Annotated in this window: 22 protein-coding genes; 9 read left to right on the top strand and 13 right to left on the bottom strand. The window is 66.2% G+C overall.

What is annotated here, in order from left to right; genetic code table 11:
• Positions 1 to 200: 200 nt before the first annotated feature.
• Both chrA (G453_RS0106005) and chrA (G453_RS22640) read right to left on the bottom strand, forming a co-directional pair.
• Positions 201 to 1,346 carry a chromate efflux transporter gene (gene chrA, locus G453_RS0106005; protein ID WP_027190323.1) on the bottom strand — a complete coding sequence of 382 codons (1,146 nt, stop codon included), beginning with the start codon at positions 1,344 to 1,346 and terminating at the stop codon, positions 201 to 203.
• An 11-nt stretch (positions 1,347 to 1,357) separates the two neighbouring features.
• Positions 1,358 to 2,515 carry a chromate efflux transporter gene (gene chrA / locus G453_RS22640; RefSeq protein ID WP_043644685.1) on the bottom strand — a complete coding sequence of 386 codons (1,158 nt, stop codon included), beginning with the start codon at positions 2,513 to 2,515 and terminating at the stop codon, positions 1,358 to 1,360.
• Positions 2,516 to 2,714: 199 nt separating this feature from the next.
• Between chrA (G453_RS22640) and G453_RS27775 the strand changes: the two genes are divergently transcribed.
• The 9 genes from G453_RS27775 to aroC all read left to right on the top strand — a co-directional run bounded on the left by G453_RS27775 (position 2,715) and on the right by aroC (position 10,624).
• Positions 2,715 to 3,311 carry an NAD(P)H-dependent oxidoreductase gene (locus tag G453_RS27775; RefSeq protein WP_027190322.1) on the top strand — a complete coding sequence of 199 codons (597 nt, stop codon included), beginning with the start codon at positions 2,715 to 2,717 and terminating at the stop codon, positions 3,309 to 3,311.
• On the top strand, positions 3,308 to 4,015 hold the full coding sequence (locus tag G453_RS27070) for a flavodoxin family protein (protein WP_027190321.1): 708 nt from the start codon (positions 3,308 to 3,310) through the stop codon (positions 4,013 to 4,015). Before G453_RS27775 ends, G453_RS27070 begins: the two co-directional genes overlap by 4 nt.
• Complete coding sequence (locus G453_RS0105985; protein WP_027190320.1) at positions 4,012 to 4,995, top strand: DNA polymerase III subunit delta; 984 nt, start codon at positions 4,012 to 4,014, stop codon at positions 4,993 to 4,995. The genes G453_RS27070 and G453_RS0105985 overlap by 4 nt, the downstream gene beginning before the upstream one ends.
• 111 nt (positions 4,996 to 5,106) lie before the next feature.
• On the top strand, positions 5,107 to 5,793 hold the full coding sequence (radC, locus tag G453_RS0105980) for a RadC family protein (protein ID WP_027190319.1): 687 nt from the start codon (positions 5,107 to 5,109) through the stop codon (positions 5,791 to 5,793).
• 121 nt (positions 5,794 to 5,914) lie between these two features.
• The gene (locus tag G453_RS0105975) at positions 5,915 to 6,154 is read left to right on the top strand and encodes an acylphosphatase (RefSeq protein ID WP_235731704.1); all 240 of its coding nucleotides are present in this window, start codon (positions 5,915 to 5,917) and stop codon (positions 6,152 to 6,154) included.
• A 20-nt stretch (positions 6,155 to 6,174) separates the two neighbouring features.
• Positions 6,175 to 8,700: an endopeptidase La gene (lon, locus tag G453_RS22630; RefSeq protein ID WP_084502134.1), complete on the top strand. Its 2,526-nt coding sequence runs from the start codon at positions 6,175 to 6,177 to the stop codon at positions 8,698 to 8,700.
• 135 nt (positions 8,701 to 8,835) lie between these two features.
• Positions 8,836 to 9,111, top strand: a complete 276-nt coding sequence (locus G453_RS0105965) for a type II toxin-antitoxin system Phd/YefM family antitoxin (RefSeq protein ID WP_027190317.1) — start codon at positions 8,836 to 8,838, stop codon at positions 9,109 to 9,111.
• On the top strand, positions 9,111 to 9,437 hold the full coding sequence (locus G453_RS0105960) for a type II toxin-antitoxin system RelE/ParE family toxin (RefSeq protein WP_027190316.1): 327 nt from the start codon (positions 9,111 to 9,113) through the stop codon (positions 9,435 to 9,437). Before G453_RS0105965 ends, G453_RS0105960 begins: the two co-directional genes overlap by 1 nt.
• A 131-nt stretch (positions 9,438 to 9,568) precedes the next feature.
• Positions 9,569 to 10,624: a chorismate synthase gene (gene aroC, locus G453_RS0105955; RefSeq protein ID WP_027190315.1), complete on the top strand. Its 1,056-nt coding sequence runs from the start codon at positions 9,569 to 9,571 to the stop codon at positions 10,622 to 10,624.
• Here the strand turns inward: aroC and G453_RS0105950 are convergent.
• From G453_RS0105950 to G453_RS0105900, 11 genes are all read right to left on the bottom strand, one after another.
• Complete coding sequence (locus G453_RS0105950) at positions 10,607 to 11,083, bottom strand: hypothetical protein (RefSeq protein WP_027190314.1); 477 nt, start codon at positions 11,081 to 11,083, stop codon at positions 10,607 to 10,609. The two genes, aroC and G453_RS0105950, sit on opposite strands and share 18 nt — an antisense overlap.
• Positions 11,080 to 11,469: a diacylglycerol kinase gene (locus tag G453_RS0105945; protein WP_027190313.1), complete on the bottom strand. Its 390-nt coding sequence runs from the start codon at positions 11,467 to 11,469 to the stop codon at positions 11,080 to 11,082. The genes G453_RS0105950 and G453_RS0105945 overlap by 4 nt, the downstream gene beginning before the upstream one ends.
• Entirely contained in the window at positions 11,459 to 13,297 is a 1,839-nt protein-coding gene (locus G453_RS0105940; RefSeq protein ID WP_051271822.1) for a protein-disulfide reductase DsbD family protein, read from the bottom strand. Before G453_RS0105940 ends, G453_RS0105945 begins: the two co-directional genes overlap by 11 nt.
• A 117-nt stretch (positions 13,298 to 13,414) precedes the next feature.
• Positions 13,415 to 14,440: an alginate O-acetyltransferase AlgX-related protein gene (locus G453_RS0105935; protein WP_027190311.1), complete on the bottom strand. Its 1,026-nt coding sequence runs from the start codon at positions 14,438 to 14,440 to the stop codon at positions 13,415 to 13,417.
• Between the two features lie 197 nt (positions 14,441 to 14,637).
• Positions 14,638 to 15,489, bottom strand: a complete 852-nt coding sequence (gene aroE, locus G453_RS0105930; RefSeq protein WP_027190310.1) for a shikimate dehydrogenase — start codon at positions 15,487 to 15,489, stop codon at positions 14,638 to 14,640.
• Between the two features lie 72 nt (positions 15,490 to 15,561).
• Positions 15,562 to 16,104 (bottom strand): 2-oxoacid:acceptor oxidoreductase family protein, encoded by a 543-nt coding sequence (locus G453_RS0105925; protein WP_027190309.1) that lies wholly within the window; start codon positions 16,102 to 16,104, stop codon positions 15,562 to 15,564.
• Positions 16,098 to 16,856 (bottom strand): thiamine pyrophosphate-dependent enzyme, encoded by a 759-nt coding sequence (locus tag G453_RS0105920; protein ID WP_027190308.1) that lies wholly within the window; start codon positions 16,854 to 16,856, stop codon positions 16,098 to 16,100. The genes G453_RS0105925 and G453_RS0105920 overlap by 7 nt, the downstream gene beginning before the upstream one ends.
• Before the next feature lie 8 nt (positions 16,857 to 16,864).
• Entirely contained in the window at positions 16,865 to 17,920 is a 1,056-nt protein-coding gene (locus G453_RS0105915) for a 3-methyl-2-oxobutanoate dehydrogenase subunit VorB (RefSeq protein WP_027190307.1), read from the bottom strand.
• Positions 17,920 to 18,153: a 4Fe-4S dicluster domain-containing protein gene (locus G453_RS0105910; protein WP_027190306.1), complete on the bottom strand. Its 234-nt coding sequence runs from the start codon at positions 18,151 to 18,153 to the stop codon at positions 17,920 to 17,922. The genes G453_RS0105915 and G453_RS0105910 overlap by 1 nt, the downstream gene beginning before the upstream one ends.
• A 34-nt stretch (positions 18,154 to 18,187) precedes the next feature.
• Positions 18,188 to 19,450: an S-adenosylmethionine:tRNA ribosyltransferase-isomerase gene (locus G453_RS0105905; RefSeq protein ID WP_027190305.1), complete on the bottom strand. Its 1,263-nt coding sequence runs from the start codon at positions 19,448 to 19,450 to the stop codon at positions 18,188 to 18,190.
• Between the two features lie 37 nt (positions 19,451 to 19,487).
• Positions 19,488 to 20,186 carry a glycosyltransferase family 2 protein gene (locus G453_RS0105900; protein WP_027190304.1) on the bottom strand — a complete coding sequence of 233 codons (699 nt, stop codon included), beginning with the start codon at positions 20,184 to 20,186 and terminating at the stop codon, positions 19,488 to 19,490.
• Positions 20,187 to 20,215: the final 29 nt, after the last annotated feature.

The following is a 20,215-nucleotide window of genomic DNA, read 5'->3' as shown; positions in this document are numbered from 1 at the left end:
GCAGGAACTCGCCAAAGAGCGGACACGCCTGACTTTTTTCCGCACGAGAACCCACACAAAAGTGTCGGCTCCGCGCCAAGGCAGGGCGTTCTTAACAATATTGTATTGCGTAGGCAAGACAGGAAGGGCGGCGAAGTTTTCAAAATTGAAGATTTCCCCACATTTTTGTCGTGGAAACTTCGCCGCCCCCCCCGGAAGAATCAGAACAGCAGCGCGCTGGCCAGGGCTCCTCCCAGCACCACCCAGAGGATGTCCACCTTCCTGGCCAGGGCGGCAAGCGCCAGCACCAGCAGGACGCCCTGGGGCCATTGCCAGTCCACGGCTTTGGCGAAGCTCACGGCCACGGCCAGGATAAGCCCGGACAGTATGGCCAACACGCCTGCCAGAGCCTTGTGCGCCCAGTCCGAGGACAAAACGCTGTCCTTCATGCGGATGGCCGCCATCACCATGAGAAACGACGGCGCGAACACGGCGATGCCGCCGATCACCGCGCCAAGCATCCCCTTGAGCTGGTAGCCCACAAAGGCCGACACCAGCAGAAACGGACCGGGCGTCACCTGGGACATGGCCATGGCGTCCATGAAGGTGCGCTCGTCCAGCCAGCCCCTGGCCCGCACCACCTCGGCGTACATCATGGGGAAGGCCCCGAACCCGCCGAAGGACAGAAGATCCACCTTGCCCATGGACAGGGCGAAGCGCAGCATGGGGGACTCCAGCAGCGCGCAGCCTACCAGGAACAGGACGTAAAGCCCCAGAAGGGCCAGCGGGGTCTTCCAGCTCTGGGGCTCGCCGTTTGCGATGTGGGGCTTGCGGGGCTCACCCTTGAAGGTCAGAACACCGATTATCGCGCCGCCCAGAATCAGCATGAACGGCTTGAGGCCTATGAGGAACAGCACGCACGCGCCGCCAGCCAGGCCGCGCTGCATGGCTGTCCTGGCGTAACGGCCCAGGAAGTCCAGGCTGGCCATGAAGCACACCGCGACAACGACGACTTTCAGGCCCACCAGCGCCCCCAGCATGGCGGGCAGGTCGGCGGTTTTCTGGTAGATAATTGCAAAAGCGGTAATCATGGCCCAGGCTGGCAGGGCGAACCCGGCGAAGGCCGCCAGCGCGCCGGGGAGCCCGGCCTTGGCGTGGCCCAGGTAGGCGGCCAGTTGCACCAGCGGTCCGCCGGGGATGGACTGCACCAGGGCCAGCCCGGTCTTGAATTCGTCGTTGGTGAACCAGCCCAGGCGGTCCACCAGCCGATTCCGGATAAAAGGCAACATACCGGGGCCGCCGAAAGCGGACGCGCCGATTCGCAGATACGTCAAAAAGATGCGCCAGACGCTGGGGGATGGGGTCATTGCGGGTCCTTTTACCGGAGGATGAGCATGGACAGGCAGGACGCCCCCAGCACGATCCAGTACACGGGTATCTTTTTGGCCAGCGCGGCCAGTGTCAGAACGAGGAGCACGGCGGCGGGCCAACCCCAGTCCACGGCCTTGGACAAGGCGAAGCTCACGGCCACGATCATGCCGCCGAGCGTGGCCAGCACCCCGGACAAGACTTGCCTTGCCCGGCGCGAGCCCACGATGCGGTCGCGGTAATGGGCCGCGGCCAGCACCACCACGAAGGACACGGCGAAGATGCCCACCGAGGCCACCGCAGCCCCGGCCACGCCGCGCACCATGTAGCCGATGAAGGCCGAGGCCAAAAGGCTCGGGCCGGGAGTCACCTGGGCCAGGGCCATGCCCTCGATGAAGGTGGACTCGTCCAGCCAGCCCCGGTGCTCAACCACTTCGGCGAACATCACCGGGAAGATGCCGAAGCCGCCGAACGCCAGCATATCCACCTTTATCATGGACACGGCCAGATCGAAAAGCAGCCGGTCGAAGACGAACAGCGCCCCCAGGCAGGCAAGCTGCACCGCGCCCATGATGATCGCCAGGCGCAAGGCCCCGCGCGTGTCCATCACGGCATCCGGCCCCGTATCCGGTGCCGGGCCGGGGTCCAGGAAGAGCATCCCGGCCACGGCAGCGCCCAACACGATGGGGATCACGCCCACCCCTGCCAGGAACAGGGCCGCCGCGCCTGCCGTGAAGGCCTGATGGCGGCGTGTGGGCGCGAAGCGCTTCACGAAATCCAGGCAGGACATCAGACAGATGGCAAGTACGACAACCTTGAGGCCCGAGGCCACCGCGTGGGCCAGGGGCGCGGCGCGAAGCTCCACGTAGAAGCCGGAGATGAGCGTCATGAGAAGAAAGGCCGGGAGCGAAAAGCCCGCATAGGCCACCAGCGCGCCCCACAGGCCGCGCATCCCGAGCCCGATGTAGGCCGACAGCTGCATGAGCGTGCCGCCGGGGATGGTCTGGCACAGCCCCAGGCCCAGACGGAACTCCTCGCGGCTTAGGAAGGCGCGCTTGTCCACCACCTCGCGGCGAAGGGCGGGCATCATGGCCGGGCCTCCGTAGGCAGTTGAACCGACAACGAAAAATGCCTTGAAGATGGACCAGAGGGATACGGGCGCGGCCATGCGGACTCCATGCGGATTCGAATGCCCGGTGACGATACGGCCAAGCGCGAAAAAAGAAAACGCCAAGGCGAAGTCTGGAAGGGTTCCAAGCTATTGCCCGCCCACGCGGGTAAAGCGCCGGGAACGGCATTGCCGTACCCGCAATCCCACCCGCACGGAAACGATTGACGCAGGCGGCGAAGCCGGGGAAAACCCCGTCATGCGAGCCGTCCTCTTCGATGCGACCCCGCCTGTCAGCGACGCCTGCCGCCAGGGGTCGGACGCCCTGCGCCGCGCACTGTCCGACGCGGGCCACGCCGTGGACGTGTTTGGGCTGGCGGATCTTCCCATGGCCCCCTGCCGGGGCTGCTTCGCCTGCTGGACGGCTACGCCGGGCCGCTGCCCGGTTTCCGACGCCTCGGAGATCGCGGCCAGGGCCTACCTTGCCTCGGAGCTGGCCGTGTTCTTCTCGCCGTTGTCCTTCGGAGCCTGGAACTCCACGGCCAAGAAGCTCCTGGACCGGATGATCTGTCTGGTGTCGCCCTTTTTCGAGACGCCGGAGCCCAATGGCCTCACGCGCCACAAGCCCCGCTACGCCCGCTATCCGGCGTTCCTGGGCGTGGGCTGGCTGCCCGCACCGGACCGCGAGGCTCAGGACGTCTTCTCCCGACTGGTTGCGCGCAACGCCTTCAATCTGCGCGCACCGGCCTGGGCGCAGCTGACCCTCAGCCACGACCGGCCCTGGTCCGCCCAGCGCGAGGCCTGTCTGGCCGTGCTGGATTCCCTCACAAGCCAGCCTGGGGAGGCTGCGTCGTGAGCAAGGCCCTGCTCCTGGTGGGCAGCCCCCGCGACAGGAGCACCTCCCAGGTGCTGGGGCAGGCCATGCTGGACGCGCTTGCAGCCAAGGGCTTCGAGTGCGAGACCCTTCGCCTGACCGGACTCCTGGAGACCCAGGAGGGCCGCGCCCGGCTCCTGGGCGCGTACCTGGGGGCGGATCTGGTGGTGCTGGCCTCGCCCGTGTATGTGGACGCGCCCCCCGCCGCCGTGATGCGCGCCCTGGAATTCCTGGCCGGTGAGCAAACACCGCTGCCAGGAGCCCGGCGGTTGTGCGCCGTGTTCAACTGCGGCTTTCCGGAGGTCGAACACACGGCCCTGAGTCTGGACGTCTGCCGCCTCTTTGCCAAACGGGCCGGGCTCCAGTGGGCCGGGGGCCTGGGCGTTAGCGCTGGCGGCGCAGTGAACGGCAAGGCCCTGGAAACGCGCGGGCGAGTCACCTGTCCCCTGCGCCGCGCCCTGACGCTGGCCGCCGAGGCTCTGGCAAGCGGCCTGCCCATCCCGCAGGAGGCTATCGATCTTGCCGCGAGGCCCCTGCTCCCGCGCTGGCTGTATCTGCTGATGGCGCAGACCGGCTGGCTTACCCAGGCCCTGAAGCGCCGCACCCTGTTCAGGCTGGACGCCCGGCCTTTTGCCAGCGTACCCAGGACCAACGACACAAAACACAGGACTCCCAAAATCCCATGACCGACCGCCCCGGATTCTCCTTTCTGGTCTGCCCGGACCCCGAAATGCTCAAGCGCCACCTGGAGCGGCTCATGGCCTCCTCCGGCGGCGGCTTCGCCCGGCAGGTGTTCTGGGGCGACGCCGACGACTTCGACGTGGCCTACTGGCAGGCCCTGGCCACCGTCAGCCTGTTCGCCCAGCCCAAGGCCGTGGTGCTCAGGCGCGCCGAGGGCCTCCTTTCGGACTTCTGGGAGAAGCTCGCGCGCCCGCTGGCGGGTTTCAACCAGCACGTCTGGCCGGTCATCTGCCTGGAGGGCCAGCACGACCCCAAGAAGGGGCCGTCCCTGCCTCGCGGGCTGTCCGAGCGGCCGTACTGGAAAGTGGGCCAGAAAAAGGGCTGGGTGTGGATTTCTCCGGGGCTGACCGAGGAGAACATGATGCCCACCCTGCGCGACTGGGCCAACGCCCACCGCCTGAACTTCGGCAAGGGCGTGCTCCAGGAGCTGGTGCGCCTGCTGCCGCGCGACATGACCGCCTGCGCCCGCGAGCTGGAAAAGCTGGAGCTGGCCGCCACGGACGGGGTGATCACCCAGGACACCCTGGAGCTATTGAGCGAAGAGGCGGAACTCGACATTTTCGGATTTCTGAAGGCCCTGGAGGAAGGGCGCGACGCGGCGGGCGTGTGGCGCACGGTGTTCGGCCACCAGCTCTCCAGCGACGATGGCTTCCTGTTCCAGTTCCTGGCCATCCTCACGCGCGAGGCCCGGACCATGTGGCAACTCCTGCACGAGGACCCGGAGTGCAGGGTGCACCCCTACGTGAAGAAGCTGAAGACGCCCATGGCCTCGCGCCTCGGCCCGGCTGGCCTGGCCCGGCTGTTCGACCTGGCCATGGACGCCGAATCCTCTGTGAAGTCCGGCGTCAAGTCGCCCGACCAGGCCATGGAGATGCTGGTGGCCGATTTGCACCTGCTTTTCGCCCGGGTAAGATCGCGCTCCTGACCTATTATGCTTTGAAAAGCGGGCCGGATTCCAGTACTCCTTTCCCTCAGGGTTGGTTTTTCCATCTTTTTGCCTCAAATCCGCCTCCAGGACTTGCGCAAAGGCATGAGCATGCTTACAAAAAAGGATCGCCCGCATTACCTGGGGCACAGAAGCCGCCTGAAAGACCGTTTGCGCCAGGATTCTCGCTCGCTTGCGGACTATGAGATCCTTGAACTGCTCCTGGGCTACGCCAACCCCCGCAAGGACAACAAACCCCTGGCTAAGGCCCTGCTGGACCGTTTCGGCACCTTGCGCGGCGTGTATCAGGCCCGCGACACCGAACTTATCGGCCTGGAGGGCATGGGCGAGGGGCTTTTGGGGTTCTGGACGCTCTGGCGGGAGTTTCTGGCCCGCCTCGGCGAACAGGACGTGCACGACCGGGTGCTGGTGGACGACCCAAAGGTTGTGGCCGATCTGGCGCGCGAACGCCTGGGGCATCTGCCCTCCGAGGAGTTCTGGGTGCTGCTGCTGGACGGAGCCAACAAGGTGCTCGGCTGGGAGCGCGTAAGCCAGGGCACGGTGGACCAGACGCCGGTCTATCCCCGCGAAATCCTGGCGCTTGCGCTCACGCGGAAAGCAGCCGGAGTGGTCATGGTGCACAACCATCCTGGCGGGGACCCCAAGCCCTCCAAGGCCGACCAGGACATCACCCGGCAGGTGACCCTGGCCGCCCACGGGCTTGGCGTGAAGGTGCTGGACCACGTAATCGTGGCGGGAAAGAATTTTTTCAGTTTCAAGAAGGCCCGGTTGATGTAAGGAAGTTGCAGGCCCTCATCCTGCGGCACCTTCCGGAGCGCCTGTGTGAGTCCGGGAGCGCGCGGCTTCGTTCAAGGGAGGCGTATGGGGAAGAGTCTTCACTAGTCTGGCCAGCGGGCGTGTGCAGGGAGTCGGCTTCCGGGCCTTCGTGTTCCGACAGGCCCTGGAGCTTGGTCTGTGCGGCTGGACGCGCAACCTGCCCGACGGACGCGTGGAGGCCCTGGTCCAGGGCCTGGACCAGGCCATGGAGGACTTCGCCCGCCGCCTGCGCAAGGGGCCGCTTTTGAGCCGGGTGGACGAAGTCGTGACCACCCTCGTCGAGGGCGAGCCGGACCATCCCGATTTCCAGATAAAGCATTAGTCGCCACCAAGGAGCGATCCATGACCATAGAAAACGACCCCATCCTCACCGTTCTGCCGGAAGAACCCGTGGAGCACCCCGTGTCCGAAGACCCGTCCGCTCCGGGACCGGATCAGGCCAAGCTGGACATTCCGGCCATCCTGCCCGTCCTGCCGGTGCGAGACATCGTGGTCTTCAACTACATGATCCTGCCGCTGTTCGTGGGCAGGGAGAAATCGGTCGCCGCCGTGGACGCCGCGCTCAACTCCAACCGCTACATCCTCATCCTCACCCAGAAGGACGAGAAGGTGGACGAGCCCGGACCGGACGACCTGTACGTCACCGGCACCGTGGGCATGATCATGCGCATGCTGAAGATGCCCGACGGACGCCTGAAGGTGCTGGTGCAGGGCCTGACGCGCGCCCGCGTGCGCCGCTTCATCAAGACCGAACCGCACCTGGAGGCCGTGGCCGAGGTGCTGGAAGAAACCGAACTCAAGGAAGTGGGCGTGGGCGAGGAAGCCATGATGCGCGCCGCCCGCGAACAGAGCGAGAAGATCCTGTCGCTGCGCGGCATCTCCGCCACCGACATCATGAGCGTGCTGAACTCCGTGAACGAGCCGGGCCGACTGGCCGACCTCATCGCCTCCAACCTGCGCATGAAGGTCGAGGAGGCCCAGAAAATACTTGAGACCCTGGGTCCGGTTGAGCGCCTGGAGCTGGTGAACACCCAGCTCAACAAGGAGGTGGAGGTCGCCTCCATGCAGGCCAAGATCCAGTCCATGGCCAAGGAAGGAATGGACAAGGCCCAGAAGGACTTCTTCCTGCGCGAGCAGATGAAGGCCATCCGCAAGGAGCTGGGCGAGGGCCAGGAGGAGACCGAAGAGCTCGAGGAGCTGCGCCAGGCCATCGAAAAGGCCGGGCTCCCCAAGGACGTCAGGCCCGAGGCCGACAAGCAGCTCAAGCGGCTGTCGTCCATGCACCCGGATTCCTCCGAGGCCTCGGTGATCCGCACCTATCTGGACTGGCTCACGGAGCTGCCCTGGAAGAAGATGTCCAAGGACCGCCTGGACATCAAGCAGGCCCACTCCATCCTGCAGGAAGACCACTACGGCCTCGAGAAGGTCAAGGAACGCATCCTTGAATACCTCTCGGTGCGCAAGCTGAACCCCAAGATGAAAGGCCCCATTCTGTGCTTCGTCGGGCCTCCAGGCGTCGGCAAGACCAGCCTGGGCCGGTCAATCGCCAGATCGCTCGGCCGCAAGTTCGTGCGGATGTCGCTTGGCGGCATGCGCGACGAGGCCGAGATTCGCGGCCACCGGCGCACCTACATCGGGGCCATGCCGGGCCGCATCATCCAGTCCATCAAGAGCGCCGGGACCAAGAACCCGGTCATCATGATGGACGAGATAGACAAGGTCGGCGCGGACTACCGGGGCGATCCCACCTCGGCGCTGCTTGAGGTGCTGGACCCCGAGCAGAACTTCTCCTTCCAGGACCATTACCTTGGCGTGCCTTTCGACCTGTCCAAGGTGATGTTCGTGTGCACCGCCAACATGCTGGACACCATCCCCGGCCCGCTGCTGGACCGCATGGAGGTCATCCGCATCCCCGGCTACACCGAGCAGGAGAAGGTGAAGATCGCGCGCAAGTACCTGCTGCCCCGCCAGATCAAGGAAAACGGCCTGAAGAAGACCGACCTGGAGATGACCGATCAGGTGCTGGGCAAGACCATCCGCGAATACACGCGCGAGGCGGGCCTTCGCAACCTGGAGCGCGAAGTGGGCTCCATCTGCCGCAAGCTTGCCCGCAAGAAGGCCGAGGGTGAGAAAGGCCCCTTCAAGGTGACCGCCAAGATGCTGCCCAAGCTCCTGGGAATCCCCACCTACCAGGAGGAGGAGACCGAGCGCGAACTGCCGCCGGGCGTTGCCGTGGGCCTGGCCTGGACCCCCGTGGGCGGCGTGATCCTGCACATCGAGGTGACCACCATGCCTGGCAAGGGCGCCCTCATCATGACCGGCAAGCTCGGCGACGTGATGAAGGAGTCGGCCCAGGCGGCCATGTCCTACGCGCGCTCCAAGTCCGAGAAGCTGGGCATCGACCCGACCTTCCTGGAAAAGCACGACGTGCACATCCACATCCCCGCAGGCGCGACCCCCAAGGACGGGCCTTCGGCGGGCGTGACCCTGGTCACGGCGCTCATTTCGGCGCTGACCAACACGCCCATCTGCAACGACATCGCCATGACCGGCGAGATTAGCCTGCGCGGGCGCGTGCTGCCGGTGGGCGGCATCAAGGAGAAGATCCTGGCGGCCGTGAGCGCCGGCATGAAGCGGGTGCTGATCCCCTCGCGCAACGAAAAGGACCTGGCGGACATCCCGTCGGACCTGCGCGGCAAGATCAAGGTGCAGCTGATCGACCAGATCGACGAAGTGTGGCCCTTGGCCTGCGGCGTGAAAACCGAGGCCCAGAAGGCCGAGGACGAGAAGGCCAAAAAGGCTGCCGAGAAGAGGGCCGAGGACGAGAAGGCCGAAGAGAAGGCCGAAGAGAAGGCCGACAAGAAGTAAGGCTGACGCGAGGCGGGAATTGCCCGCATGACAGAAGAAATACGGACGGCCCGGAAGCGAATAGCTTCCGGGCCGTTTTCTTTTGACGCGAACTTAATTCGGTCGTAATTTGATTTCACCCCGAGGAGGCCCGCCATGAAACTCGCCCAGGCCGTGAAGCCCATAAGCTACGTCAAGGCCAACGCCGCCGAGATCATCCGTAAGATGTCCGAGGACGGCCAGCCCATCGTCATCACCCAGAACGGCGAGGCCAAGGCCGTGCTCATGGACGTGCGCGAGTACGATAAGATCCAGCAGAGCCTCGCCATGGCGAAGATTCTCGCGCGCAGCTCAAAGAACCTGGAAGAAGGGAAGCACCGGGCGGCGGATGAGGTGTTCGCTGACATCAGAAGGAAAAGGTCGGGCCGCTAGTGGCGACCTTCAACCTTCGGTTCATCATCGACGCCGAGCAGGACCTCGATGAAATCGACGCGTTCCTGACGGACAATGATTCCCTGGAAGCGGCAGACGCCGTCTTGGACAAAATCAGCGCAGCATGCGCCTCCCTGGCGGAAATGCCACATCGTGGGCGCTACACGCCCGAAATGCTCCTCACGGGCGTGCAGACCTACCGGGAAATCCACTCCGGCCCCTACCGCATCATCTACGAAGTCCGAGGCGAGGCAGTTTACGTCCATGCCGTGCTGGATTCGCGCCGCGACCTTGGCGATCTGCTGCTGGCGCGCCTCGTCAGATAGAACCACCGGCTTTGACGCTCCCGCAGCCGTGTGCCTGACATCGCATGCGCCATGAAATCGAACGGTTCAAGACACATCACATCAGATAGCCCCTTGCCCCGGCCCCCCCATCCAGGCTAGCGTGCCGGCCCATGAGCGGAAACACCATCGGACGCCTTTTCAGGCTCACCACATTCGGCGAATCCCACGGCCCGGCACTCGGCGGCATCATCGACGGCTGCCCCGCCGGACTCCCCATCACGCCCGAGCTCATCCAGGAAGCCCTGGACAGGCGACGGCCAGGACAGGGCGGCCCCGGCTCCACCGCCCGCAAGGAACCCGATGCGGTGCGCCTGCTCTCGGGCGTGTTCGAGGGCGTGGCCACGGGCACGTCCATCGGGTTCGTCATCGAGAACACCGACCAGCGCTCCCGCGACTATTCCAACATCAAGGACGTGTTCCGCCCCGGCCACGCCGACTTCACCTACCAGGCCAAGTACGGCGTGCGCGACTATCGCGGCGGCGGGCGCGCCTCGGGCCGCGAAACCGCAGCCCGCGTTGTCGGCGGCGAGATCGCCCGCCTGCTGCTGCAGCGCCACGGCGTCAAGGTCTATTCCTACACCAAGGAGCTGGGCGACGTTCCCGCCCACTGCTTCGACATCCTGAACGCCCACACCCGCCCCTTCTACGCCCCCGACGACCACGTCGTGGAGATCTGGGAGGACCGCGTGCGCCAGACCAAGGAAGAAGGCGACACCCTGGGCGCGGTGGTCTGCGTCACGGCCAGCGGCCTGCCCGCCGGGCTTGGCGAACCGGTGTTCGACAAGCTGGACGCGCGCCTGGCCTACGCCCTCATGGGCGTTGGGGCGGTGAAGGCCGTGGAGATCGGGGAAGGCTTGCAGGCCGCGAGGAATTACGGATCGAAAAACAACGACGCCATCACCCCGGAGGGCTTTGCCTCAAACCGGGCGGGCGGAGTGCTTGGCGGCATAAGCTCCGGCCAGGACGTGGTGGTCCGCTGCGCGGTGAAGCCCATCCCCTCGGTGGCCATGGAGCAGCGCACGGTGACCACCTCGGGCGAGGCCACCACCATCACCGTGGGCGGACGGCACGACATCTGCGCCGTGCCGCGCATCAACCCTGTTCTGGAGGCCATGGTCTGCCTGACCCTGGCCGATTTCTGGCTGCTCTCAGGACGCGGACTCTGATTCGTCCCCGTCCGGCTTTGCGGGCGGAGCGTGGCGCTTGGCCAAGGCGTGGAAGACAAGGGTCGCCACGGCGGTGAAAGCCAGCTCCGCCCACAGGGAAATGTCCTCGCGGGCCTTGAACTCGGCCCAGCTTTGCAGGAAATAGGTCACGCCCGCAAAGGCGTACACCTGGAGCATCACATCCACGCCCCTGGCCATGCGCAGGAAGGCCGCGCCCAGCACCAGCGGGAACACGGTCCAGGAGCCGATCATCATCCACGCGCCGTCACTGGTCGGCGGAGGGTTGAACCGCCCCAGCGTGTCCTGGGCGATGGGGAACGCAACGGACAAGGCCCAGGTGACCACTGCGGCCACGGCCAGCGATCCGAACAGGATGATGGCCCCTGTCCGGGGATCGAGCGGGCGCTTTTTCTCGGGCTTTGTTTCTTCTTCCTTCTGGTCAGGCTTCATCTGGGTCACACGATCCTCCATCCGAATATTTCCAACATCTCGAAGGCTATCACCAGCACCCAGGCCAGGATGGCCACACCCGTGGCCGCTGCCGCCATGTCCTTGATTGCCTTTATCTTCTCGTCCTTGGCGGTCTGGAGGTAGTCGCAGATGGCCTCCACGGCGCTGTTGAAGATCTCGGCGGCCAGCATCACCGCCGTGGCCAGCATCACCAGCAGGAAATCCACCCAGTCCCGGTAGGCGAAGGCGAACACCAGCACCGCCAGGGACAGCACCACTTTGTAGGCCACGGACAGGTCGTAGAGCACCGCGTAGCGCAGGCCCGAAGCGATGACCCTCAGCTTGCGCCAGGGGTTGAACCCCGGCTGGCCCGTGCCCAGGAACTTATTTCGCATCGGAGAAAGCCTCTTTCAGGGCGTCTTCCAGTTGGGAAGCCGTGAACAGGTCGCGCAGCACCACGGGCCTGGAGGACCCGTCCCCCTTGGGGAACATGGCCGCCACCGGGATGGAGGCAGAGCCCAGCGCGCGCAGGAGCGCCATGGTCTCAGGGTCCTCGCGGGTCAGGTCCACGCGGATGGCCGTGAAGCCGTAGCGCTTTTGGAGTGCGGCCACCTTATCCGGAGCCAACACGGTTTTCTCCAGGGCCTTGCAGGTGGGGCACCAGTCGGCCGTGAAATCCAGCAGCAGGTTCTCCTGCCCGAGCGACTGGTTGAACGCGGCCTTGTCGTAATTCTTCCACACCTCGCCCACGGGCGCGGGCGGCGTGACGGCCCACGCGCAGGCGGCAACCGACACAGCCAGGGCCGCAAGCCGGATGGACCATCGGGTGAACGCGCCCTGTGACAGATTGGTCCAGCTGCCCCAGGCGTGGCAGCCGAGGGCCACCACCAGGAGCGCGCCCAGGGCCGGGACCAGCAGGGGCTGGGGCAGTATGGCCAGGAAATACAGGCAGGTGGCCATGATGAGGAAACCCGCCAGTTTTTCCAACTGGGCCATCCACGCGCCGGGGCGCGGCACGAAGCGTGTCAGCTCGGGCCGTGCGGCCAGCACCAGATACGGCAGCGCCATGCCCAGGCCGATGCCCACGAACACGGCCATGACCACAGGCACGGGCTGCATGAGCGTCCAGGCCAGCACCCCGCCAAGAAACGGCCCCGAACAGGGCGTGGCCAGGAGCGTGGCCAGAAATCCCGTGGCCAGGGCCTGGGTCCTGGGGCTGTGGCCGGGATGCGCCGCGATTTTGAGGTCGATCACCGGCAGATGAAACACCCCGAACAGCGACAGGCCCATGGAAAAGAGCACCGCAGCCGCCCCGAACACCAGCCCCGGCTGCTGGAAGAACTGTCCCCAGGCCAGTCCGGCCAGCCCAAGCACCACGGCCAGCAGGCAGAAATAGCCCAGGATGCCCAGGGCGAACCAGACGTTGTGCTCGCGGATGCGCGTGAAGCGGTCGCTGATATCGCCCTGGTTGCAGGCGGCCAGCAGGCTCGAGAGCTTCAGGCAGGCCACGGGCAGCACGCAGGGCATCAGGTTCAGGAGGAACCCGGCCAGGATGGCCAGGGGCAGCGCCTTCAGGAGGCCGTCCACCTCCAGATGGGGCTGCACGGAACGCGGCGTAAAGTTCCAGGACGAAGCCGACTCTTTGGCGGCCTTGTCCACCTTGGCTATGGTCTCCTGCACGGGCGCGGGCGTGCTCGGCGCCTTGGCGGCAAGCCCGGCGAAAACGGGCCACCAGGGCTTTTTGTCCGCTGGCGCGGGCGCGGAAACCTCCCGCGAGGAAAAGCTCGATTCCAGCTGCATGGGCCAGCAGCTGGCGTCGGTGCAGGCCAAAAGGCTCACCGTGGCCTCCAGGCCGAAGCCCGGCGGCGCGTTGTCGGGGATCAGCACGAAGAGCGGCGTGGGCACGTCGTAGACGTTGACCGTCTTGTCCTTCTCGTAGAGGTCCTGCCCGGACTTGCCGGGCGGATAGAGCACCGGCAGGTTCTGCCCGGTAGGGGTCAGGCGCACCTGGGCGCGGGTGGGCATGCCGGACTGGCCGGGGTCGTTGGCGTAGGCCTTGTACCCAGGCGCTGGCGTGAGCCAGAGGACGGCCATCTGCTGCGCGCCGCCAGTGCCCACGGGCAGCACGGCCAGCTCCCAGCTTACGGTAACGGGGGTCGGCTGCGCCCAGGAAGGGACGGCCACGAGCAGCAACAGGGCCAAAACGCGGATAATTACGTGCATGGAGCGACTCCGAAGATCGGCGGAAGCATACGACAGCGTGTCAGCGCGGGTAAAGCAGAAACTATGCCGGACTCACCGCCCGGCATAACGTGCGCGCAGTCCCGAGCCCTGCGGAACTCACTGTCCGCCCGCAAGTTGCGGGGCGGGCGAGGCTGCGAGCCAGTGGGCCTCGATCCACTCCGCCAGGGCCTGGGCGGCCACACGGTTGCCCTCCACGTTCCAGTGGGTCTCCATGGGGTAGTAGGGATTGACGCCCGCATCCAGAGCCCGGCGCAGCACCGGGAGCAGGTCCAGCACGGGGATGCCCGGCGCGGCGGCTTCCAGCGCCTGAGCCACCAGCCGGTTTGGCAGGTCGCGGTCGAAGCGCGCGGCGGCGTTCATGCGCGCCGTCACCCGCTCGAACAGGGCGTCGTTCACCTGCACCTCGGCGGGGGAGAGCATCACCAGCACTTTCACTCCCCTGGCCATCTCGCCAGCCAGATAGCGCCCCAGCGCAGCCACGCCCTCGTACCCGCGCCTGAGAAGTCCCAGGGCCTGCGGGTCGCAGGCTTCCAGATGGCGCGCCGCCACGCGCTGGAACGCGGCGTCGTCCAGGGGGCCCAGGGCATGGGTGTACGGCGGGGGGACGTCCTTCAGCACGAACTGCCCTTCGGTGGCGCAGAGGTAGTGGGCATAGGCGTAGTCTGCCATGCGCAGCGGGAACAGGCGCGGCACATGGCTCATGCGCTTGCGCCCGGTCTGCACGTCCACGAAGTTGTCGCCCAGCACGCGGTTTATGACCCCGTCGTCCGGCACTTCACCCCGCGCCGCCTCGGAGAGGTCGTTGCCCAGGAAGATGTTCACCAGGAGTGCGTCGTGCGCGATCTGCCCGCACCAGTTGGCCATGGCTGCGATATACTGCGGGAAGGAGGAACTGGGCTCCCCGAAGTTGACGATCCGCACGGGACGTGCCGGGCGGGAAAGAAGGGCCTGGGCCACTCCATTGTAAGAAGCCGGGAATTGCACGATGGCGTGGCAGAAGGAGTCGCCGAAGCTCAGTATCCTGAACTCGCTGTCCTGCCTGGCCTTGGGCACGCTGGAGTCGTTGTAATTGAGGCTTTGCAGGTCAACGGACGGCCCATCCGGGTGGTAGGACGCCGTCATGACCCGGCCCTCATAAAAGCGAAATGCCCCGTCCAAGAGGACGAGGCACGCCATTGTAGACCCGATCAGGAGCAGAATATTGGCGAATCTGGACTTCATGCTTCGGACCCCATGCAATCCCGGATGTGTACGCCTTGATTTTGCGTAACACAGACTTTTCCGGCGGAAAAGCCTTTCGGGAGGCGATGGAATCCGGTCTATTTCGCCTGTTCCCCGGCCAGCGCCCCGGCCAGAAGGTCCATGGCCTCGGCCATGGGAAGCGCAAGCCCGGTCCAGAGCTTGAACTGGGCCGCGCCCTGGGCCGCGAACATGGAAAGGCCGTCGATGGTGTCGGCCCCGGCCTCCTGGGCCTCACGCAGAAAGAGCGTGCGGCGCGGATTGTAGACCAGGTCGTAGGCCAGTTGGTCGCGCGTCCAGTACTCCCTGGGCAGCGGCGACACATCCGGGGCCTTGCCGGTCATGCCCATGGGGGTGGTGTTCACCACCAGATGCGCCTCCACGTTGTGGCGGCGCTCCCAGGCCACGGCGTTGGCCGAAAACTGCGCAGCCAGGGCGGCGGCGCGCGCGAAGTCGCGGTTGCTGACCGTCACCTGCTCCACACCGATCTCATGAAGCCCGGCCAGAACGGCCTTGGCCGCGCCTCCGGCTCCCAGCACCAGGGCCGAGGCGGGCATGGCGCCGTGCCAGGCCTCGCGCTCCAGAAGCGGCGACACGAACCCGGCCACGTCGGTATTGTGGCCTACCAGCTGACCATTCTCCCAGACCAGGGTGTTCACCGCACCCGTGCGCTCGGCCAGCGGCGAGACGCAGTCCAGCAGCGGGATCACGGCCTCCTTATGGGGAATGGTGACCGAGAGGCCCGAAACCGGCAGGGTCCGCACGGCCTGGACAAAGGCAGCCAGCCTCTCCGGGGGCGTGGGGAAGGCCATGTAGCAGGCGCGCACGCCCATGAGCTCAAACCCCCAGTTGTGCAAAAGCGGCGACATGGTCTGGGCCAGCGGATGGCCGATGATGCCGAAAATCTTCTCGGGGATGCGTATCTGCGACATGTGGGGTCTCTTGGGCGGGCGGGCGCGGACGCGGGCATGAAAAAGGGGGGCCGTGCCCCCCTGTTGGTCAGATCATGCCGCGTCGTAGCCTGCCTGCAAGGCTTCGGCGTTCTTGGGAATCATGTGGCTGTAATGGCCGGGGATCACGTGGCTGAGCGCCTGCTGGAGCCGCGAGAGCGGCAGCGCGCCCGAGGCCTTGGCGTACGCCCCCAGGGCCACCATGTTCACCATGCGGGCGTTGCCCACCTGCTCGGCGATCTCGTTGCAGGGCACGGCGCTGGCTTTCACGCGCGAAACGTCGGCCAGCTCCGCGTCCATGAGCGAGGAGTTCAGCACCAGCACCCCGCCGTCGGCCAGCCTGGGCTGGAACTTCTCGAGCGAGGGCCGGTTCAGGGCGATGAGCCCCACCGGACTCTGGATGATGGGCGAGCCGATCTCCTCGTCGGAGATGACCACGGTGCAGTTGGCAGTGCCGCCGCGCATCTCCGGGCCGTACACAGGCATGAAGGTGACGTGCAGGCCGTGCTCCATGGCCGCCTGGGCCAGTAGCGTTCCGGCCAGGACCACGCCCTGGCCGCCGAATCCGGCGATGATGACGTCCGCGTACATCAGCACACCCCGCTTTTCTTGGCGTCCTTGAACACGCCCAGGGGATAATAAGGGATCAGCTCTTTTTCGATGCGCTCGTTGGCCTGGACCGCGTCCATCTTCCAATTGGTGGGGCAGGTGGCCAGAAGCTCCACGAACCCCAGGCCCCGGTCTTCCAACTGCGCCTCGAAGGCGTGGCGCATGGCCTTCTTGGCCTGGGCGATGTGCTTCACCGAGTTGAGCGCCACCCTGGCCGAAAAGGCCACGCCGGGAAGCGCGGCCATGATCTCGGCCATGCGCATGGGCATGCCCTCGTTCGAGGAGCAGCGCCCGGCGGGGCTGGTGGTGGTCTTCTGGCCGATCAGGGTGGTGGGGGCCATCTGGCCGCCGGTCATGCCGTAGACGGTGTTGTTGACGAACACCACGGTGATGCGCTCGCCCCGATTGGCGGCGTGCATGATCTCGCCCATGCCGATGGAGGCCAGGTCGCCGTCGCCCTGATAGGTGAACACCACCTTGTCCGGGTTGGTGCGCTTGATGCCCGTGGCCGCAGCCGGGGCGCGCCCGTGGGGGGCCTCAACCGCGTCGAACAGCAGGTAGTTGTACAGGAGCACCGAGCAGCCGATGGAGGTGACCATGATGGTCTTCTCGGCAAGGCCCATGCCATCCAGGTATTCGGCCACCAGCCTGTGGGCCACGCCGTGCTGGCAGCCGGGGCAGTAGTGGCTGGCCACGTCCGCCACGGAGGGAGTGCGGGTGAATGCTATGGTTTCGCTCATGGAGGTCCTCACGCGCAGGCGCGTTCGATGGCGGCCTCGAACTCGTCGGGATTGGGGATGTTGCCGGGCAGCGCCCCGTAGAAGTCGGAGTCGGCCAGGCCGCGCACGGCCAGGCGCACGTCGTCCACCATCTGGCCCATGTTGTGCTCGATGGTCAGGAAGCGTTTGCCCGAATAGGCCAGGTCGCGAAGCGCCTGCTCCGGGAAGGGATACAGGCTGATGGGCCGGAACAGCCCCACCTTGAGGCCCCTGGCGCGCAGCTTGCGCACGCCCGACTTGACGATGCGCCCGGTGGACCCGAAGGCCACCACCACAAGCTCCGCATCCTCGGTCTGGAAGCTCTCGAAGCGGGCGTGGGCCTGGATGGCGCGGTATTTTTCCTGAAGGCGCAGGTTCACTTCGGCAAGCTTCCCCTCGGCCAGATGCAGGGAGCGCACGAAGCGGCGGTTCGGCCCGCTGGTGCCGCCAAGGCGCCAGTCGGCTCCTTCGGCGGGGTCGATGGCGATGGGCGGGCGGCGCAGCAGCGGCTCCTTCATCTGGCCCAGGATGGCGTCGCCCACCAGGAGCACCGGGGTGCGGTAGGCGAAGGCCAGGTCGAAGGCCGCGATGGTCAGGTCGTAGGCTTCCTGGCAGGTGGCCGGGGCCAGGCAGGGGGTGCGGTAGTCGCCGTGGCCGCCGCCGCGCGTGGCCTGGAAGTAGTCGCCCTGGGCGGTGTTGATGTCGCCCACGCCCGGCCCGCCGCGCATCATGTTCACGATGACGCAGGGGGTCTCGCCGCCGGCCATGTTGGAGATGGTCTCCTGCATGAGCGAGATGCCAGGCCCCGAGGAGGAGGTCATGGCTCGCTTGCCGGTGGAGGCCGCGCCCAGCACCATGTTGATGGCCGCGAGCTCGCTCTCGGCCTGGACGAACGCGCCCCCGGCCTCGGGCAGGTACTTGCTCATGAATTCGGGGATTTCGTTCTGGGGGGTGATGGGGTAGCCGAAGTAGCCCTTGAGCCCGGCGTCCAGCGCGCCCATGGCCACTGCCTCGTTGCCCTTCACGAAGATGCGTTGGTCGGCCATTATGCGGCCTCCTTGCCCTTGCGGGTGCGGTAGACCACGATGGCCAGATCCGGGCACATCTGCGCGCAGGCGGTGCAGCCGGTGCACTCGCCCGAGCGCTCGGGCTCGACTTCGACGATCTTGTACCCCTGCGCGTTCATGTTCCGCGACTGGCGGATGATGGTCACGGGGCAGACCGTGGTGCAGAGCAGGCAGCCTTTGCAGCGCCCCTCGTCGATGACAATTCGCGACATAGGGATGGTCTCCTTGGATGCAGATCCGGCCTGGTCAGCGGATGAGCATGGCGTCGCCGTACGAAAAAAACCGGAAACGTTCGCGTACCGCATGGGTGTATGCGTCCAGAATGATGCTCTTCCCGGCCAGGGCGGCAACCATAATCACTAGGGACGAGCCGGGCAAATGAAAATTGGTGAGCATGCCGTCCACCACGGCGAACGGATGGCCGGGGCGGATGAAGATGTCCGTCCAGCCCGCGAACGGGGCGATTTTCCCGGCCTCGCGCACGCTGCCCTCCAGGGCGCGGGCCGAGGTGGTGCCCACGGCGAACACTGGCCGCCCCTGGGCCTTGGCGGTGATCACGGCCTGGGCGGTGGCCTCGGGCACTTCCACGAATTCGGCGTGCATGCGGTGGTCGCGGATGTCGGCGGCGCGCACCGGGCTGAAGGTGCCGTAGCCCACGTAGAGGCTCACTTCGGCCCAGCCGAAGCCGCGCGCGGCCAGCGCCTCGCGCACCTGGGGCGTGAAATGCAACCCCGCCGTGGGCGCGGCCACGGAACCCTGGCGGTCGTCGCGGGCGTGGAGAGTCTGGTAGCGGACGCGGTCGTCGACAGGACTCACGGGCGGATCTTCGGAAGCGCATTCGGGGGAGTGCCCGTCGCCAGGAAGTCCGGAGGTATCGACCGGATGCGGCCCGGAGCGTGCTGAAGAGCCAGGCCCGGCAGAGTCGGAAATCAGGCCGGTCCCTGAAGCTGGAGAATCGCCCCCTTGCGCGCCAGCCGGTGCAGCCTTGACCGTCGGGCGGCGGATGTAGGGCGGCAACGGGATGTGCCCGATGCGTTCGAAGATCTCCGCCAGATTTCCCTGCCAATTGAGAATCACCCGCGACAGGCCGAACTCGCCGCGTTCCACCACCGTGACGCCAAGATCAGGCGCGAAGGCGAAGGTCTCGCCGGACCTGGGCTTCTTGGAGGCACGCAAAAGCCCCTGGGCCTGCGCCTCCAGCCAGCCGCCGCTTTCGCGCGCCTGAAGCAGCGGCAGGGGCGTCAGCAGCAGGAACTCAAGCGTCCCGCCCGTGGGCTTTCTGGTCAGAAGCCGCGCGGGCAGCACCTTGGAGTTGTTGGCCACCAGCAGCGCGCCCTCGGGCAGAAAATCGGCCAGATCGGAAAAAGCGGCCTCGCAACGAACGCCCCGCCCCTTGTCCACCACCAGCAGGCGCGAGGAGTCGCGCGGCTCGGCAGGGACCTGGGCGATCAACTCGTCGGGCAGGTCGAAGCAGTAGGATTCGAGGGACGTGTCGTCGTTGTGGGGCATGGGGAAACGATGGGGCGCGGTCGCGCGGGAGGGGCTTCTAGCGCCCCAGTCCGAAGCGCACGATCCAGTAGACGGCGGCCACGCCGTCGCGCCAGCCGATCTTCTTGCCCTCGTCGTAGGTGCGTCCGTAGTAGGACACGGGCACCTCGTAGACGCGCACGCGCTGGCGGGCCACCTTGGCGGTCAATTCCGGCTCGATGCCGAAGCGGTCGCATACCAGGTCCATGCGCTCAAGCACGTCGCGCCTGAACACCTTGTAGCAGACCTCCATGTCCGTGAGGTTCAGCCCCGTGAACACGTTGGAGAGAAGCGTCAGGAAGCGGTTGGCCAGATAGTGCCAGAAATAGAGCACGCGGTGCGTGCCGCCCAGAAAACGCGAGCCGAACACGGCGTCCGCCCGGCCTATCAGCAGGGGGGCCAGGAGGCTCGGGTAGTCGGCGGGGTCGTACTCCAGGTCGGCGTCCTGGATGAGCACCATGTCGCAGGTGGCGGCGGCGAAGCCGGTGCGAAGGGCCGCGCCCTTGCCCCGGTTCACCGGATGATACAGCACCCGGACGTTCTCCCGGCCTTCCAGCGTACGCAGCACGTCGCGCGTGCCGTCCGTGGAGAAGTCGTCCACCAGGACCACCTCGTTCACCTCGGGTTGAGCCTGCACGCGGTCCAGGATTTCCAGAATGGTGGCCTTCTCGTTGTACACGGGAATGACCACGCTGAGCGTCTTGGGGGTGTTGTTCATAACTTCCGCCTTATGTGCGAAAGCCCCCG

This window comes from Fundidesulfovibrio putealis DSM 16056, assembly GCF_000429325.1.
Classification (GTDB): domain Bacteria; phylum Desulfobacterota; class Desulfovibrionia; order Desulfovibrionales; family Desulfovibrionaceae; genus Fundidesulfovibrio; species Fundidesulfovibrio putealis.
Note: the sequence above shows the minus strand (reverse complement) of the source record. Positions and strands in the feature narration are given on the sequence as shown.

Excerpts from the sequence above, each read along its gene's own strand:
- chrA (WP_027190323.1), bottom strand. The coding sequence starts at position 1,346 with ATGACCCCATCCCCCAGCGTCTGGCGCATCTTTTTGACGTATCTGCGA.
- chrA (WP_043644685.1), bottom strand. The coding sequence starts at position 2,515 with ATGGCCGCGCCCGTATCCCTCTGGTCCATCTTCAAGGCATTTTTCGTT.
- G453_RS27775 (WP_027190322.1), top strand. The coding sequence starts at position 2,715 with ATGCGAGCCGTCCTCTTCGATGCGACCCCGCCTGTCAGCGACGCCTGC.
- G453_RS0105985 (WP_027190320.1), top strand. The coding sequence starts at position 4,012 with ATGACCGACCGCCCCGGATTCTCCTTTCTGGTCTGCCCGGACCCCGAA.
- radC (WP_027190319.1), top strand. The coding sequence starts at position 5,107 with ATGCTTACAAAAAAGGATCGCCCGCATTACCTGGGGCACAGAAGCCGC.
- lon (WP_084502134.1), top strand. The coding sequence starts at position 6,175 with ATGACCATAGAAAACGACCCCATCCTCACCGTTCTGCCGGAAGAACCC.
- G453_RS0105965 (WP_027190317.1), top strand. The coding sequence starts at position 8,836 with ATGAAACTCGCCCAGGCCGTGAAGCCCATAAGCTACGTCAAGGCCAAC.
- aroC (WP_027190315.1), top strand. The coding sequence starts at position 9,569 with ATGAGCGGAAACACCATCGGACGCCTTTTCAGGCTCACCACATTCGGC.
- G453_RS0105945 (WP_027190313.1), bottom strand. The coding sequence starts at position 11,469 with ATGCGAAATAAGTTCCTGGGCACGGGCCAGCCGGGGTTCAACCCCTGG.
- G453_RS0105940 (WP_051271822.1), bottom strand. The coding sequence starts at position 13,297 with ATGCACGTAATTATCCGCGTTTTGGCCCTGTTGCTGCTCGTGGCCGTC.
- G453_RS0105935 (WP_027190311.1), bottom strand. The coding sequence starts at position 14,440 with ATGACGGCGTCCTACCACCCGGATGGGCCGTCCGTTGACCTGCAAAGC.
- aroE (WP_027190310.1), bottom strand. The coding sequence starts at position 15,489 with ATGTCGCAGATACGCATCCCCGAGAAGATTTTCGGCATCATCGGCCAT.
- G453_RS0105920 (WP_027190308.1), bottom strand. The coding sequence starts at position 16,856 with ATGAGCGAAACCATAGCATTCACCCGCACTCCCTCCGTGGCGGACGTG.
- G453_RS0105915 (WP_027190307.1), bottom strand. The coding sequence starts at position 17,920 with ATGGCCGACCAACGCATCTTCGTGAAGGGCAACGAGGCAGTGGCCATG.
- G453_RS0105910 (WP_027190306.1), bottom strand. The coding sequence starts at position 18,153 with ATGTCGCGAATTGTCATCGACGAGGGGCGCTGCAAAGGCTGCCTGCTC.
- G453_RS0105905 (WP_027190305.1), bottom strand. The coding sequence starts at position 19,450 with ATGCCCCACAACGACGACACGTCCCTCGAATCCTACTGCTTCGACCTG.
- G453_RS0105900 (WP_027190304.1), bottom strand. The coding sequence starts at position 20,186 with ATGAACAACACCCCCAAGACGCTCAGCGTGGTCATTCCCGTGTACAAC.